The organism is Duganella sp. CF402 (assembly GCF_900109645.1).
GTDB lineage: Bacteria > Pseudomonadota > Gammaproteobacteria > Burkholderiales > Burkholderiaceae_D > Rugamonas.
Genome location: NZ_FOBG01000001.1, coordinates 2,075,766 through 2,088,903 on the forward strand (window position 1 = coordinate 2,075,766; position 13,138 = coordinate 2,088,903).

The 13,138-nt window shown below is 62.0% G+C and carries 15 protein-coding genes and 1 tRNA gene; all 16 read right to left on the reverse strand.

Features of this window, described 5'->3' with window-relative positions:
• Window positions 1-76: transfer RNA gene (locus BMZ70_RS09230), tRNA-Gly, on the reverse strand.
• A gap of 94 nt (window positions 77-170) precedes the next feature.
• Window positions 171-752: a CDP-diacylglycerol--glycerol-3-phosphate 3-phosphatidyltransferase gene (pgsA, locus tag BMZ70_RS09235; protein ID WP_092272742.1), complete on the reverse strand. Its 582-nt coding sequence runs from the start codon at window positions 750-752 to the stop codon at window positions 171-173.
• An 87-nt stretch (window positions 753-839) separates the two neighbouring features.
• Complete coding sequence (gene uvrC, locus BMZ70_RS09240) at window positions 840-2,693, reverse strand: excinuclease ABC subunit UvrC (RefSeq protein ID WP_092272745.1); 1,854 nt, start codon at window positions 2,691-2,693, stop codon at window positions 840-842.
• On the reverse strand, window positions 2,690-3,085 hold the full coding sequence (gene acpS, locus BMZ70_RS09245) for a holo-ACP synthase (RefSeq protein ID WP_092272748.1): 396 nt from the start codon (window positions 3,083-3,085) through the stop codon (window positions 2,690-2,692). The genes uvrC and acpS overlap by 4 nt, the downstream gene beginning before the upstream one ends.
• Entirely contained in the window at window positions 3,085-3,846 is a 762-nt protein-coding gene (gene pdxJ, locus BMZ70_RS09250) for a pyridoxine 5'-phosphate synthase (protein ID WP_092272751.1), read from the reverse strand. Before pdxJ ends, acpS begins: the two co-directional genes overlap by 1 nt.
• 12 nt (window positions 3,847-3,858) lie before the next feature.
• Window positions 3,859-4,761 carry a DNA repair protein RecO gene (recO, locus tag BMZ70_RS09255; protein ID WP_092272754.1) on the reverse strand — a complete coding sequence of 301 codons (903 nt, stop codon included), beginning with the start codon at window positions 4,759-4,761 and terminating at the stop codon, window positions 3,859-3,861.
• Window positions 4,762-4,780: 19 nt separating this feature from the next.
• Window positions 4,781-5,686 carry a GTPase Era gene (gene era / locus BMZ70_RS09260; RefSeq protein WP_092272757.1) on the reverse strand — a complete coding sequence of 302 codons (906 nt, stop codon included), beginning with the start codon at window positions 5,684-5,686 and terminating at the stop codon, window positions 4,781-4,783.
• A 12-nt stretch (window positions 5,687-5,698) separates the two neighbouring features.
• Complete coding sequence (gene rnc / locus BMZ70_RS09265; protein WP_092272759.1) at window positions 5,699-6,487, reverse strand: ribonuclease III; 789 nt, start codon at window positions 6,485-6,487, stop codon at window positions 5,699-5,701.
• A gap of 9 nt (window positions 6,488-6,496) precedes the next feature.
• Window positions 6,497-6,868, reverse strand: a complete 372-nt coding sequence (locus BMZ70_RS09270; RefSeq protein ID WP_092272762.1) for a DUF4845 domain-containing protein — start codon at window positions 6,866-6,868, stop codon at window positions 6,497-6,499.
• Between the two features lie 26 nt (window positions 6,869-6,894).
• Complete coding sequence (gene lepB / locus BMZ70_RS09275; protein WP_092272765.1) at window positions 6,895-7,812, reverse strand: signal peptidase I; 918 nt, start codon at window positions 7,810-7,812, stop codon at window positions 6,895-6,897.
• The gene (lepA, locus tag BMZ70_RS09280) at window positions 7,809-9,602 is read right to left on the reverse strand and encodes a translation elongation factor 4 (RefSeq protein WP_092272767.1); all 1,794 of its coding nucleotides are present in this window, start codon (window positions 9,600-9,602) and stop codon (window positions 7,809-7,811) included. The genes lepB and lepA overlap by 4 nt, the downstream gene beginning before the upstream one ends.
• Window positions 9,603-9,745: 143 nt before the next feature.
• Window positions 9,746-9,997: a glutaredoxin family protein gene (locus BMZ70_RS09285; protein ID WP_092272770.1), complete on the reverse strand. Its 252-nt coding sequence runs from the start codon at window positions 9,995-9,997 to the stop codon at window positions 9,746-9,748.
• A 6-nt stretch (window positions 9,998-10,003) separates the two neighbouring features.
• Entirely contained in the window at window positions 10,004-11,491 is a 1,488-nt protein-coding gene (locus tag BMZ70_RS09290) for a DegQ family serine endoprotease (RefSeq protein ID WP_373922476.1), read from the reverse strand.
• A gap of 130 nt (window positions 11,492-11,621) precedes the next feature.
• On the reverse strand, window positions 11,622-11,894 hold the full coding sequence (locus BMZ70_RS09295) for a sigma-E factor negative regulatory protein (RefSeq protein WP_092272773.1): 273 nt from the start codon (window positions 11,892-11,894) through the stop codon (window positions 11,622-11,624).
• 72 nt (window positions 11,895-11,966) lie between these two features.
• Window positions 11,967-12,569 (reverse strand): RNA polymerase sigma factor RpoE, encoded by a 603-nt coding sequence (rpoE, locus tag BMZ70_RS09300; protein WP_092272776.1) that lies wholly within the window; start codon window positions 12,567-12,569, stop codon window positions 11,967-11,969.
• A 71-nt stretch (window positions 12,570-12,640) separates the two neighbouring features.
• Window positions 12,641-13,066 carry a protein YgfX gene (locus BMZ70_RS09305; protein WP_130300823.1) on the reverse strand — a complete coding sequence of 142 codons (426 nt, stop codon included), beginning with the start codon at window positions 13,064-13,066 and terminating at the stop codon, window positions 12,641-12,643.
• Between the last annotated feature and the right edge of the window lie 72 nt (window positions 13,067-13,138).

The following is a 13,138-nucleotide window of genomic DNA, read 5'->3' on the forward strand; positions in this document are numbered from 1 at the left end:
TGGAGCGGGAGAAGAGTCTCGAACTCTCGACCTCAACCTTGGCAAGGTTGCGCTCTACCAACTGAGCTACTCCCGCTTTGCTTCGTCGTCATCAACAACAGGCCAGCATTATAGAGGTTCTACGCCGCCTGTCAATGCCAAATGAAAATATTGTTTATTCGATTAACGTTTTACAGCTGGCCGGACTTCTCTTTGATCAGCGGCCACGCCAGGCGCAGGTAGTAGAACATCGACCACACGGTCAGCACCGCCGCCACTTCCAGCAGGCGCGCGCCCCAGAACTGGCTATCGACCGCGCCCCACAGCACGTCATGGAACAGCAGCAGCGGGATGGCGGTCATTTGCGCCGTGGTCTTGATCTTGCCCAACGAGCTTACCGCCACCGATTTGGAGGCGCCGATCTGTGCCATCCACTCGCGCAGCGCCGAAATGGCGATCTCGCGGCCGATGATGATGAAGGACAGGACGGCATTGGCGCGATCCAGCTGCACCAGCACCAGCAAGGCGCCAGCCACCATCAGCTTGTCCGCCACTGGGTCGAGGAAGGCGCCGAAGGCCGAGGTCTGGTTCCAGCGCCGCGCCAGGAAGCCATCGAACCAGTCGGTCACGGCGGCGACAATGAACACCAGCGTGGCCGCCAGATTCTGGTCCGCCACCGGCAGCATCGTGGTGGGTAGATAGTAGACGCCCACCACCAGCGGAATCAGCGCAACGCGCAACCAGGTCAACAGAATCGGAATATTGAAAGGCATAAGCTCAAAATAAAGTGCGGCCATGAAAATGTGTAATGCGCCGCTAGTCTACCTTGAGCACGCGCATTAAACCAGCACCCTTGCCTGTCAATGTAGCTGCTTGTAGATTTCCTCGGCCAGGGCGCTGGAAATCCCCTCCACGGTCTTGAGGTCTTCGACGCTGGCGTCCATCACGCCGCGCAGGCCGCCGAAACGGGCCAGCAGGCGCTGGCGGCGCTTGGCGCCGATGCCTTCGATCTCCTCCAGGCGCGAGGTCTGGCGCGTTTTGGCGCGCTTGGCGCGCATGCCGGTGATGGCGAAACGGTGGGCTTCGTCGCGGATCTGCGCCACCAGCATCAACGCCGCCGATTCCTTGCCCAGTTCCTGCGATGGGCGGCCGTCGACGAACATCAGGGTTTCGAGGCCGACGCGCCTGCCCTCCCCTTTGGCCACGCCGACGATCAGGCTGATATCCAGCCCCAGCTCGGCGAACACTTGCCGCGCCATTTCGATCTGGCCTTTGCCGCCGTCGATCAGCACCACGTCCGGCATCACGCCGTCGCCATTGGCGACTTTTTCGTAGCGGCGGTACAGCACCTGGCGCATGGCGGCGTAATCGTCGCCCGGCGTGATGTCGTTGATGTTGTAGCGGCGGTACTCGCCGTTCTGCATCTGGTGGTGATGGAACACCACGCACGAGGCCTGCGTGGCCTCGCCCTGCGTGTGCGAGATGTCGAAGCATTCCACGCGCAGGGTGTCGATGTCTTCCGGCTCCAGCTGCAAGGCCTCAACCAGCGCGCGCGTGCGCGATTGCTGCGAGCCTTGCTCGGACAGCAGCCGCGCCAGCGAGATCTCGGCGCCCTTCTGCGCCAGTTCCAGCCATTTGCGGCGCTGGTCCTGCGGCTGGAACACGAGGTTGATGCGGTGACCGCACTGCTCCTGCAAGGCTTGTATCAGCGCCGGATGATCGAATTCGATATTCAGGATCAGCGTGCCGGGAATGAATTTGTCGGCGTAGTGCTGGGCGAGGAAGGCCGCCAGTACTTCAACCTCGATGGCTTGCTCCGCAATCGCTTCAGCATCGCCAACGTGGGTCGGGAAGTAGGCGCGGTCGCCCAAGTGACGGCCGCCGCGCACCATCGCCAGATTGACGCAGGCACGTCCCCCCTGGACCAGCACGGCGATGATGTCGACGTCGGCATCGCCGGTGGTCTCCATGCTTTGCTGATGCAACACGCGCGACAGCGACTGGATCTGGTTGCGCACCGCCGCCGCCTGCTCGAATTTGAGGTCGGCCGCGTAAGCGTGCATTTTCTTTTCGAGGTCTTCCAGCACCTCGGTCTGGCGGCCGCGCAGGAAACGCGCGGCGTTCTCCACGTCCAGCTTGTAGTCTTCCTTGCTGATCAGGTCCACGCACGGACCGCTGCAGCGGCCGATCTGGTTCAGCAGGCATGGGCGGGTGCGGTTGGCGAAGACGCTTTCCTCACAGGTGCGGATCTGGAACACCTTCTGCAAGATCTGCATCGACTCCTTGACCGCCCACGAGTTGGGGAAAGGCCCGAAGTACTGATTCTTCTTGTCCACCGCACCGCGATAGTAGACCATGCGCGGCGCATCGCCACCGGTGATCTTCAGGTACGGGTACGATTTATCATCGCGGAACAGGATGTTGAAGCGCGGGCTCAGTGCCTTGATCAGGTTATTCTCAAGGATCAGCGCTTCGGCTTCGCTGTGGGTGACGGTGGTTTCGAGCCGCGCGATACGCTCGACCATCATGGCGATGCGCGGGCTGCTCAGGTTTTTCTGGAAGTAGTTCGACACGCGCTTTTTCAAGTCGCGCGCCTTGCCGACGTAGAGGACTTTGTCGTCGGCGTCGAAATAGCGGTACACGCCCGGCAGGTTGGGCAGCTTGGCGACGGTGGCCAGCACTTGTTCACGCGGATCGCTTACTTCTTCAGTCACTTTTCCTGCTCCACGATGACGAAGGCGACCGCGTAGTCTTCTTCGTCGCTGACGGTTACTTGTGCCGACAGCTTATTCTTTTCCATGAACTCTTGCAGCACGCCGCTGCACACAATCATCGGCTTGCCGCTCGGATGATTCAGCATCTGCGCGGCTGGCCAGGTCATCGGCATGCGCATGCCCAGGCCGATGGCTTTCGAGAAGGCTTCCTTGGCCGCGAAGCGCGTCGCCACGAAGCGGATGCCGCGCACCGGATGCCTGGCCTTGCGCGCAAGGTACTTTTCGAATTCCTGCGGGCCGAGGATCTTCCTGGCAAAGCGGTCGCCATGCCGCGCCAGCGCCGCTTCAATGCGCGGGATTTTGCAGATATCGGTGCCGATCCCGTAGATCATTACGCGCCCCGGCCGAGGCGCGTTGCCACCATGATGGCCTTCATTTCGCGCACTGCGTTTTCCCAGCCGACGAACACCGAGTGCGCCACGATGGCATGGCCGATGTTCAGTTCCGCGATTTCCGGAATGGCGGCAATCGCTTGCACGTTGGTGTAGTGCAGGCCGTGGCCGGCGTTGACCTTCAGGCCTTTGCTCACGCCGTACAGCGTGCCGCGATGGATGCGTTCCAGTTCGGCGGCTTGCTCGGCGCCTTCGGTGTCGGCATAGCGGCCGGTGTGCAGTTCGATCACTGGCGCGCCGATAGCGGCGGTGGCGTCCATCTGCGCTTCTTCGGCGTCGATGAACAGCGATACGCGAATGCCTTCGGCCTGCAGCTGCTTCACCGCGCGCTCGACGGCGTTGTAGTTGCCCACCACATCAAGGCCGCCCTCGGTGGTGACTTCGGTGCGCTTCTCAGGCACCAGGCACACGTCGGCCGGCTTGATCTTGCAGGCGAAGTCGATCATCTCTTGGGTGACGGCGGCTTCGAGGTTCATGCGGGTCAGCAGCTGCGGCGCCAATGCGATGACGTCGGCGTCCTTGATGTGGCGGCGGTCTTCGCGCAGGTGCAGCGTGATGCAATCGGCACCGGCCTGCTCGGCCAGCAGCGCGGCGCGGATCGGGTCCGGGTACTTGGTGCCGCGCGCGTTGCGCAAGGTGGCGACGTGGTCGATGTTCACGCCAAGGTCGATGATGGTGCCGGATGGTTGCAGGAAGCTCATATTCTTATCTCGTCATAATTGGGACAGATCGATCAGGATCTGCCGGGTATTCAACGGCGCGCCGTTCAGGTGGTGCGCGACCAGGAAACGCATCAGCTGCTTGCTTTGTACTTGCGTGGCGACGTCCTCGTAATTTTCGCACGCCATGTCGAGCAGCGTTTTGCCGGTCACACGCGGCCAGAGGTCGGAGGCGCGCTCTGGGCGCGGGCCGCGCTCGGGATCGACCACGTAAACCACGTCGGCTTGCACCGCGCGGCGCGTCTCGGCGCAGCGCGTCAGATCAGCGGCGACGCCTGTCTCTTTAAGTAAGGCCCGTTCGAATTTTCGCAAGACGATGGGCGCAGGTTCATTATGCGCCAGTTGGTTCAGCGTGGAGACGTAGTGGTCGAACAGCGCCGGGTGCGCGTCATCGCGCGCCAGCAGCTTGACCAGCAGTTCGTTCAGGTAGAAGCCGCACAGCAGCGCGGTTTTCTCAAGCGGCAGCATGCCGCCCACCCATTCGGCGTCGGTCAGGGTGCGCAGTTCGGACTTGCCGACCCAGCTCGAAGACAAGGGCTGGAAGGTTTGCAGCACGCCGCGCAGTTGCGAGTGCGGCCGCTTGGCGCCCTTGGCGATCAAGGCCACGCGGCCGAAGTCGCGCGTGAACAGGTCGATAATCAGGCTGGTTTCTTTGTAGGGATAGCTGTGCAGGACGAAGGCCGGCTGGCCGGCGACCTTGGTGCCGATGGTGCGCTCGCGGCTCGGCGCGCGCGGGCGCTTGGGCGCGGCTGGCGGCGCAGGCGCGGCCGGATGCGGCGCGCCCCCCTGCCCTGCGCCAAGCGGCGACGCGGCGGCTTGTGCCCCGGCAGGTGCGCCAGTCTCCACCGGCGCCGCTGCTGGCGGCGCGTCCAAGGTGGCGTCTGGCGTGGTGGACATGCTGGTGTGGGCGGCCCGCTTACTCGTAACCGTAAGCGCGCAGGCCCGCTTCGTTGTCAGCCCAGCCGGATTTCACTTTGACCCAGATCTCGAGGTAGACCGGACCGCCGAACAGTTTTTCCATGTCCTGGCGCGCCTGGGTCGAGATTTCCTTCAGGCGCGCGCCCTTGTTCCCGATGATCATGGACTTATGGGTGTCGCGCTCCACCAGGATGGCGGCGAATACGCGGCGCAGATCGCCCTCCTGCTCGAACTTCTCGATCAGCACCGTGCTGGTGTAAGGCAGCTCATCGCCGACGAAGCGGAACAGCTTCTCACGCACGATTTCCGATGCCATGAATTTCTCGGAACGGTCGGTGATATCGTCGGCGTCGAAGATCGCTTCGTTCTCCGGCAGGATGTTTTTCAGTTCTTTTTCCAGGCCGTCCAGCTGGAAGCGCAGCTTGGCCGATACCGGCACGATGGCGGCGAAGTTGAACTTGGACGCCACCTGCTGCGCGAACGGCATCAGCGCGGCCTTGTCCTTCACGCGGTCGGCCTTGTTGATCGCCAGGATCACCGGCACTTCGGTCGGCAGCAGGTCCAGCACTTGCTGGTCGGCCGGGCCGAAGGTGCCCGCCTCGATCACGAACACGATCACGTCCGACGAGATCAGGGTGTTGGTGACGGTCTTGTTCAGGTTGTTGTTCAGCGCATTCGCATGGCGGGTCTGGAAGCCCGGCGTGTCGACGTAGATGAACTGGGCATCGTCATAAGTCTGGATGCCGGTGATGCGGTGGCGCGTGGTCTGCGCTTTGCGCGAAGTGATGCTGACCTTGGCGCCGATCAGCGTGTTCATCAGCGTGGACTTGCCGACGTTCGGGCGGCCCACAATAGCGATGTAGCCGCAACGGAAGTTGCTGGCGGAGGTCGTTTCGGTCGTCATGGTGTTCTCGTGTTATTTGTTTGCGGCCTTGGCCGGCGATGCCGGTTGCTCTTGCACGGTGGCGATGCCGGCCAGCTTGAGCTGGGCCGCGCGCGGCTTGGACTTGCGGGCGGCGGCCGGGGCTTTCTGCACGGCCTGTTCAGCAGCGGCCAGGGCCAGCTTGGCGGCCGCCTGTTCGCCGGCGCGGCGGCTGCCGCCACGGCCAAACACCTGGATGCCCAGCTTGGGCACCAGGCATTCGATTTCGAATTCCTGGCTGTGCGCGGCGCCGTGGGTGGCAATCACGTTGTAGGTCGGCAGCGAGATTTTTTTCGCTTGGAGGAATTCCTGCAGCAGGGTCTTGGCGTCCTTGCCCAGCGTCTGCGGGTCAACCGAATCCAGGATCGGAATGTAGAACGAGCGGATCACGTCGCGCGCGTGGTTGAAGCCACCGTCGAGATAAATCGCGCCCAGCAGCGCTTCCAGCGTATCGGCCAGGATCGATGGACGGCGGAAGCCGCCCGATTTCAGTTCGCCCTCGCCCAGGCGCAGGAACTGCGACAGTTCCAGCTTCTGCGCGATTTCAAACAGCGACTGCTGCTTGACCAGGTTGGCGCGCAGGCGCGACAGGTCGCCCTCATCGATTTCCAGGTAGCGGTCGTACAGGATGGAGGCGACCACGCAGTTCAGGATCGAATCACCAAGGAATTCCAGCCGTTCGTTATGCACACTGCTATGGCTACGATGCGTCAGGGCCTGCTGTAGAAGACCAGCATCCTGGAACGTGTAGCCTAAACGAGTTTGCAATAACTGGAGATTCATTGTGATTCTTTATTCTTTCGCAGGTTTGGCGCCGCCCTTGGCGGTGGTGCCTTCATATTCAAGCAGCAGGCTGGCCGGTCCGACCAGCGGGATTTTCTTTTCGTAGGCGAAGCTGATCTCGGTCTGGCCATCGATCTTCTCGATGATCAGGTCGCGGCTGTTGATCGAACTGATGTAACCGGTCGTGGCACTGGCGTCGAACGACTTCTGGATCTCGATCACCGAGCCGCCGGTCGACTTGGCCGTGGCGATGGCATTCTGGATCGCCCGGTATTCCGCGTAGGTGGGGACGATTTTCAGTCCCAGCACCAGCACGCCACCGAGCAGCGCCAGAATCACGATCAGTCCGACCAGCGAAATACCCTCTTGCCGTTGTTGCATCTTAGTCCCTTTCGAGCCAGCGCAGATTAATGGATGCTGCCAATGCGGCGCAGGTTACCCAGGTTCATCCAAACGAAAAATGCTTTACCAACAATGTTCTTGTCCGGGACGAAGCCCCAGTAGCGGCTGTCCAGGCTGTTGTCGCGGTTGTCGCCCATCATGAAGTAGTTGCCTGCTGGAACCACGCAGGTAAAGCCTTCATACCGGTACTGGCAGTTCTCGCTCTGCGGGAACGGGAACACGCTCTCGCGGCTGTAGGTCGGCTTGGCTTCGTCATTCAGGATGCGATGGCTGACGCCAGTCAGGTTTTCCTCGAACTGCTTGTTGTACGCCATGCGCTCGTCGCTCAGGTAATCGTCCAGCGGAGTGTACTTCACTTCCACGCCGTTCACCGTTAAGCGCTTGTTTTCATACGTAATTTTATCACCAGGCACGCCAATCACGCGTTTGATGTAATCCTGGCTCATGTCCATCGGATATTTGAACACCATCACGTCGCCGCGCTGCGGGTCGTTGATCTGGATGACCTTCTTGTTCAGCACCGGCAGGCGAATGCCGTAGGTGAACTTGTTCACCAGGATCAGGTCGCCCACCAGCAGGGTCGGCACCATCGACGACGATGGGATCTTGAACGGCTCGTACAGGAACGAGCGCAGGAAGAACACCAGCGCGATCACCGGGAAGAAGCTGCCCGAGTACTCGATCCAGGTCGGCTGGCGCAGGATGCCGGCTTCGAGCTGGGCACGGTTGCCGCTGTTGTCGGCCTTGATGCCGTCGGCCGTCAGGCGGGCGTTGCGGGCGTCGTACTCGGCCAGCGCGCGGTCGGCCGCAGCGCGGCGCTGCCGGGCCAGGTAGAACACATCCAGAAACCAGATCACGCCCGTGATCACCATCAACACGAACAGGATTAATGCAAAGTTACCTAAGATGACTTGCAGGTTCATTTCTCGTCCACTTGTAAGATAGCCAGGAACGCTTCTTGTGGAATCTCGACCGAGCCCACTTGCTTCATGCGTTTTTTACCGGCTTTTTGTTTCTCCAGCAGTTTCTTCTTACGGCTGACGTCACCGCCGTAGCACTTGGCCAGCACGTTCTTGCGCAGCGCTTTGACGTTTTCACGCGAAATCACGTTGACGCCGATGGCGGCCTGAATCGCCACGTCGAACATCTGGCGCGGGATCAGTTCGCGCATCTTGGCTGCCACCTGGCGGCCACGGTAGGCCGAGTTGGAGCGGTGCACGATGATGGCCAGCGCGTCGACCTTGTCGCCGTTGATCAGCATGTCGACCTTGACCACGTCCGACGGACGGTATTCCTTGAACTCGTAGTCCATCGAGGCGTAGCCGCGCGAGGTCGATTTCAGCTTGTCGAAGAAGTCCAGCACGATCTCGCCCATCGGCATCTCGTACACCAGCTTGACCTGGCGGCCGTGGTAGCTCATGTCCATCTGCACGCCGCGCTTGCTGATGCACAAGGTGATCACCGAGCCCACGTACTCTTGCGGCATGTACAGGTTGACCGTGACGATCGGTTCGCGGATCTCGTTGTACTTGGTGGTTTCCGGCATGCGCGACGGGTTGTCCACCTTGATGACGGAACCATCGCGCATCTCGACCTCGTACACCACGGTCGGCGCGGTGGTGATCAGGTCCTGGTCGAACTCGCGTTCCAGGCGTTCCTGCACGATTTCCATGTGCAGCAGGCCGAGGAAGCCGCAGCGGAAGCCGAAGCCCAGCGCCTGCGACACTTCCGGCTCGTACATCAGGGCGGCGTCGTTCAGTTTCAGTTTTTCCAGCGCGTCGCGCAGCGCGTCGTACTGGTTGGCCTCGACCGGGAACAGGCCGGCGAACACCTGCGGCTGCACTTCCTTGAAGCCTGGCAGCGGCGCCGGCGCCGAATTGACGGCGTGGGTGATGGTGTCGCCCACTTTGGCGACCTTCAGTTCCTTGATGCCGGCAATGACGAAGCCTACCTGGCCGGCCGTCAGCTGCGGCAGCGACACCGAGCGCGGCGAGAAGATACCGATATCTTCCACCAGCTGCACCGAGTCGGTTGCCATCAGCTTGATTTTTTCTTTTGGTTTCAGCGTGCCGTTGACCACGCGCACCAGCATCACCACGCCCACATAGGCGTCGTACCACGAGTCGATGATCAGCGCCTGCAGCGGCGCGGTCGGGTCGCCCTTCGGCGGCGGCACTTTGGCGATGATCGATTCCAGCACGTCTTCCACGCCCAGGCCGGTCTTGGCCGAGCAGTGCACCGCGTCGCCGGCTTCAATGCCGATCACGTCTTCGATTTCCTTGATGGCGTTCGGCGGATCGGCGTTCGGCAGGTCGATCTTGTTCAGCACCGGCACCACTTCCACGCCGAGATCGAGCGCGGTGTAGCAGTTGGCCACGGTCTGGGCTTCCACGCCTTGCGAGGCGTCCACCACCAGCAGCGCACCTTCGCAGGCCGACAGCGAGCGCGACACTTCGTACGAGAAGTCGACGTGGCCCGGCGTATCGATCAGGTTCAGGTTGTAGACCACGCCATCGCGGGCCTTGTATTGCAGGGCGGCGGTTTGCGCTTTGATCGTAATGCCGCGTTCGCGCTCCAGATCCATCGAATCGAGCACTTGCGCCTCCATCTCGCGGTCGGACAGGCCGCCGCACAGCTGGATGATGCGGTCTGCCAGCGTCGATTTGCCGTGGTCGATGTGGGCGATGATGGAGAAGTTACGTATGTTATTCATTAACAAAAATTCAAAAACGGGTTTGATACGACGGACGCACAATACAAAAAAGCGCTCCGAACGGGGGCAATGCCCTGGCGAGCGCCTTGTGGAAATATGCTTTGCCCCGGCATTTTACCGGATTTCAGAGTGGAAAGCCCGATTTATAGCACTTGAAGCAATTGGAGCACTTTGGCTTCGTCGAGGAAGTAGTGGCATAGCTCCGGCTGGGCCAGGTCGGCAAACAGGACCGGGACCAGCTCGTCATACTTGGCCAGCAACACGGGGTCGCCGGCCTCGTCGATGTCGATGACGTTGACGCTGAACGGCCGCTGCGGCGTTTGCAACCGCAGCAGCGCGTCCAGCATGTCATGACACAAATGACAATAACTGCGCGAATAAAGTGTAAATTGCACTACAGTTTATTTTGCAGTTGGGCGCAGCGAGATGAAGCGCGTGGCGCCCTCGCGCAGCACCAGCACCACCGAAGCCTGCTTCGGATCCAGCTTGGCCACCAGCGCGTTGAACTGCTTGGCGTCCTTGATGCTGACGTTATTCAGCTGCAGCAGCACGTCACCCTCGTCCAGCCCGGCACGCTCGGCCACGCCCTCGACATCGGTCACCACCACGCCGCCGTCCACCCGCAGCTCGGCCTTCTGCGCCGCCGACAGGTCTTCAACCTTCAAGCCCAGCGCGTTGGCCTTGGCCGGTTCGGCCGGCTCGGCCTTGCCGCCCTTGCCTTTGCCGCCCTTGGCCGGCTTGTCGCCGTCGAGGTCCGCCACATTCACGGTCAGCACCAGCTCGGCGCCCTTGCGCCACACGGTCACGGCAGCCTTGCTGTCGAGCGCCGTCTCGCCCACCAGACGCGGCAGGTCGGACGAGCGATTCACGGTCTTGCCATTGAACTTGAGGATGATGTCGCCCGCCTTGATGCCGGCCTTGTCGGCAGGACCGCCCGGCTCCACCAGCGACACTTCCGCGCCCTGCGCCGATTTCAGGCCCAGCGATTCCGCCACTTCCTTGTTGACTTCACCGATCTGCACGCCAATGCGGCCGCGCGTGACCTTGCCCGATTTCTTCAGCTGGTCCGACACGCGGATCGCCTCGTTGATCGGCACCGCGAACGAAATGCCATTGGAACCGCCCGACAGCGTGGCGATCTGCGAGTTAATCCCGATCACCTCGCCGCGCATATTGATCAGCGGACCGCCCGAGTTGCCGGGATTGACCGCCACGTCCGACTGGATCAGCGGCAGGTACTCGCCGGTATCGCGCGCCTTGGCCGAGATGATGCCGGCGGTGACGGTGTTTTCCAGGTTGAACGGCGAGCCGATCGCAATCACCCACTCGCCGGCGCGGATCTTGTCCGAATCGCCCATCAGCAGGAACGGCAGCTTGTCGCCCTCGATTTTCAGCACGGCGACGTCGGTGCGGGTGTCTGCGCCCAGCACCTTGGCCTTGAATTCGCGCTTGTCGGTCAGGGTGACGAACACTTCATCGGCGCCGTCGACCACATGGGCATTGGTCAGCACATAGCCGTCGGCCGACAGGATGAAGCCGGAACCGACGCCGCGATTGACCGGCTCATCGGACGGCGCCTGGCGGCGCGGCGTGCGGCCTTGCGGGTTCGGCACATTGCCGCCGAAGAAGCGGCGCAACAGCTCCTGCATTTCGTCGTCGCCCGGCAGGCCGTTGGCGCGATTGGTTTGTTTGGGGCGTTCCGTGGTGCGGATATTCACCACCGCCGGGCCGACGCGGTCGACCAGGTCGGCAAAGTCCGGCAAGCCGATCACGGCGCCGGTGACGGCCGTGGCCGCCGTAGCGGGCGACATGCCCAGGGACATCCATAAGCTCGCGCCCAGCACCAGCGCGGACAGCGTTTTACTACCAGCAGAGAATTTATTTTTCATGGAAAGTAGTGATCTCTAAAAGTTCGGGATGCAAGCGCCTCGTCCGTGGCAAACATGCGACGTGAGGCTAGCACATGGTAAGCGAAAAATCGTCTTACAGGCAGAGCAAAATGATGATAAAGATATGCCTTTAAGGCAGAATGAAGGCGGCGGCCGCCTCTTCGGGCACCACGCCATAGGCCGGCTCGGCGGCTAGCGCGGCGGCCAGGCGTGCGCTGAAGGCGTCACTGGGCGCGCCGTCGGCCGTGCTGCGCAGCACGTCGCCGGTCAGGTGGTAGGCGCGCCAGGCGGCCTGCCCCTCCGGCGTGTCGAGCGCGGCAAAGGCCAGCTCGCGCTCGCTGTCCGACAATTCACCATCGGCCAGCGCCGAGATGTGTTCGTGCAGTTTTTTGTGGGTATCCATCGCATATCCCGCCATCTCAAAACAGTCCGTCCTTTTTGCCGGACGCCAACAGCTCTTGCCATCATTCCCGCCTTACCAGCGCTTGTCAACCGGCATATCGAGCAAGGGCCGCAATTTGTCGGCGATGACTTCGCGCGCGCGGAAGATGCGGCTGCGGACGGTGCCGATGGGACAGGCCATGATGTCGGAAATTTCCTCATAGCTCAGCCCTTCGATCTCGCGCAGGGCAATGGCCGTGCGCAAGTCCACCGGCAAGGCATCCATCGCCGCGTTCACAGTCTGGGCAATCTGCTTGCTGGCCAACATGGACTCCGGCGTATTGATGTCGCGCAAATGCTCGCCATCGTTGAAAGCTTCGGCGCGTTCGGTATCGGCGTCGGTGGACGTGGGCATGCGCCGCCCCTGCGTCGCCAAAAAGTTTTTGGCGGTATTGATGCCGATGCGGTACAGCCAGGTGTAGAAAGCCGAATCGCCGCGGAAATGCCGCAACGCCCGGTATGCCTTGATGAAGGTCTCCTGCACCACGTCCTCCGCTTCAGCCGGGTCATGCACGATGCGCGACAGCAGGCGCATGAGCCGGCGCTGATACTTCGCCACCAGCAAATCAAACGCCTGCTTGTCACCATCGCGGACCCGCTCGACCAGCAACTGGTCGCACTCGCGTTCTGTCGTCACTCCTGCATTCCTTGGTGGCTTGCAGCGCTTCGTCTGGCCATATGCTATAGAGTTAGCCCGCTGCAAGAAGTTCACACTGCCGGCATGTTTATTTGGGCGCGCGCCGCAGCACGGCAGGCCACAGCCAGCGCACGCCACTGCGGCGGCGCCACACTGTCCGGCAGCAGCGCCAGCGCCTGCTCGCCGCCGGCCGCATCGCCCAGGCGCAGCACCAGCAGGCGCGGCCAGAAGGTCGAACCAGCCAGCACGCGTTGCGGAACGCCGTTGTGTTGGTATACCGTCAGCCGCACGAGGCCGACACCGGATATATCAAGCTGACGTGCGATAGCCGATGAACGCCCGACCAGCCAACCCAGCGCGCCCATCAGCAAGCACAGCAACGGCGCCACGAGGCCAGGACAGAACGCGGCGGACGCCAGCACGCAACAACACAAGCCGGCATGCGCAAATCGCAAGCCGCGCGAGGGGCGAACGCTGACGGACACCGCAATCGACATGGCGGCAGCACCAAAACAAACACGCAAAAAGGGGATTACATCGTGGAAGCGCCGGCGCGAAGGCCGGGCAAT

Bases quoted from the DNA above. Each gene is read 5' to 3' on its own strand.
- BMZ70_RS09305 (WP_130300823.1), bottom strand. From the start codon at position 13,066: ATGTCGATTGCGGTGTCCGTCAGCGTTCGCCCCTCGCGCGGCTTGCGA.
- acpS (WP_092272748.1), bottom strand. From the start codon at position 3,085: ATGATCTACGGGATCGGCACCGATATCTGCAAAATCCCGCGCATTGAA.
- pdxJ (WP_092272751.1), bottom strand. From the start codon at position 3,846: ATGAGCTTCCTGCAACCATCCGGCACCATCATCGACCTTGGCGTGAAC.
- lepB (WP_092272765.1), bottom strand. From the start codon at position 7,812: ATGAACCTGCAAGTCATCTTAGGTAACTTTGCATTAATCCTGTTCGTG.
- rnc (WP_092272759.1), bottom strand. From the start codon at position 6,487: ATGAATCTCCAGTTATTGCAAACTCGTTTAGGCTACACGTTCCAGGAT.
- BMZ70_RS09295 (WP_092272773.1), bottom strand. From the start codon at position 11,894: ATGGATACCCACAAAAAACTGCACGAACACATCTCGGCGCTGGCCGAT.
- era (WP_092272757.1), bottom strand. From the start codon at position 5,686: ATGACGACCGAAACGACCTCCGCCAGCAACTTCCGTTGCGGCTACATC.
- BMZ70_RS09290 (WP_373922476.1), bottom strand. From the start codon at position 11,491: ATGAAAAATAAATTCTCTGCTGGTAGTAAAACGCTGTCCGCGCTGGTG.
- lepA (WP_092272767.1), bottom strand. From the start codon at position 9,602: ATGAATAACATACGTAACTTCTCCATCATCGCCCACATCGACCACGGC.
- BMZ70_RS09270 (WP_092272762.1), bottom strand. From the start codon at position 6,868: ATGCAACAACGGCAAGAGGGTATTTCGCTGGTCGGACTGATCGTGATT.
- pgsA (WP_092272742.1), bottom strand. From the start codon at position 752: ATGCCTTTCAATATTCCGATTCTGTTGACCTGGTTGCGCGTTGCGCTG.
- recO (WP_092272754.1), bottom strand. From the start codon at position 4,761: ATGTCCACCACGCCAGACGCCACCTTGGACGCGCCGCCAGCAGCGGCG.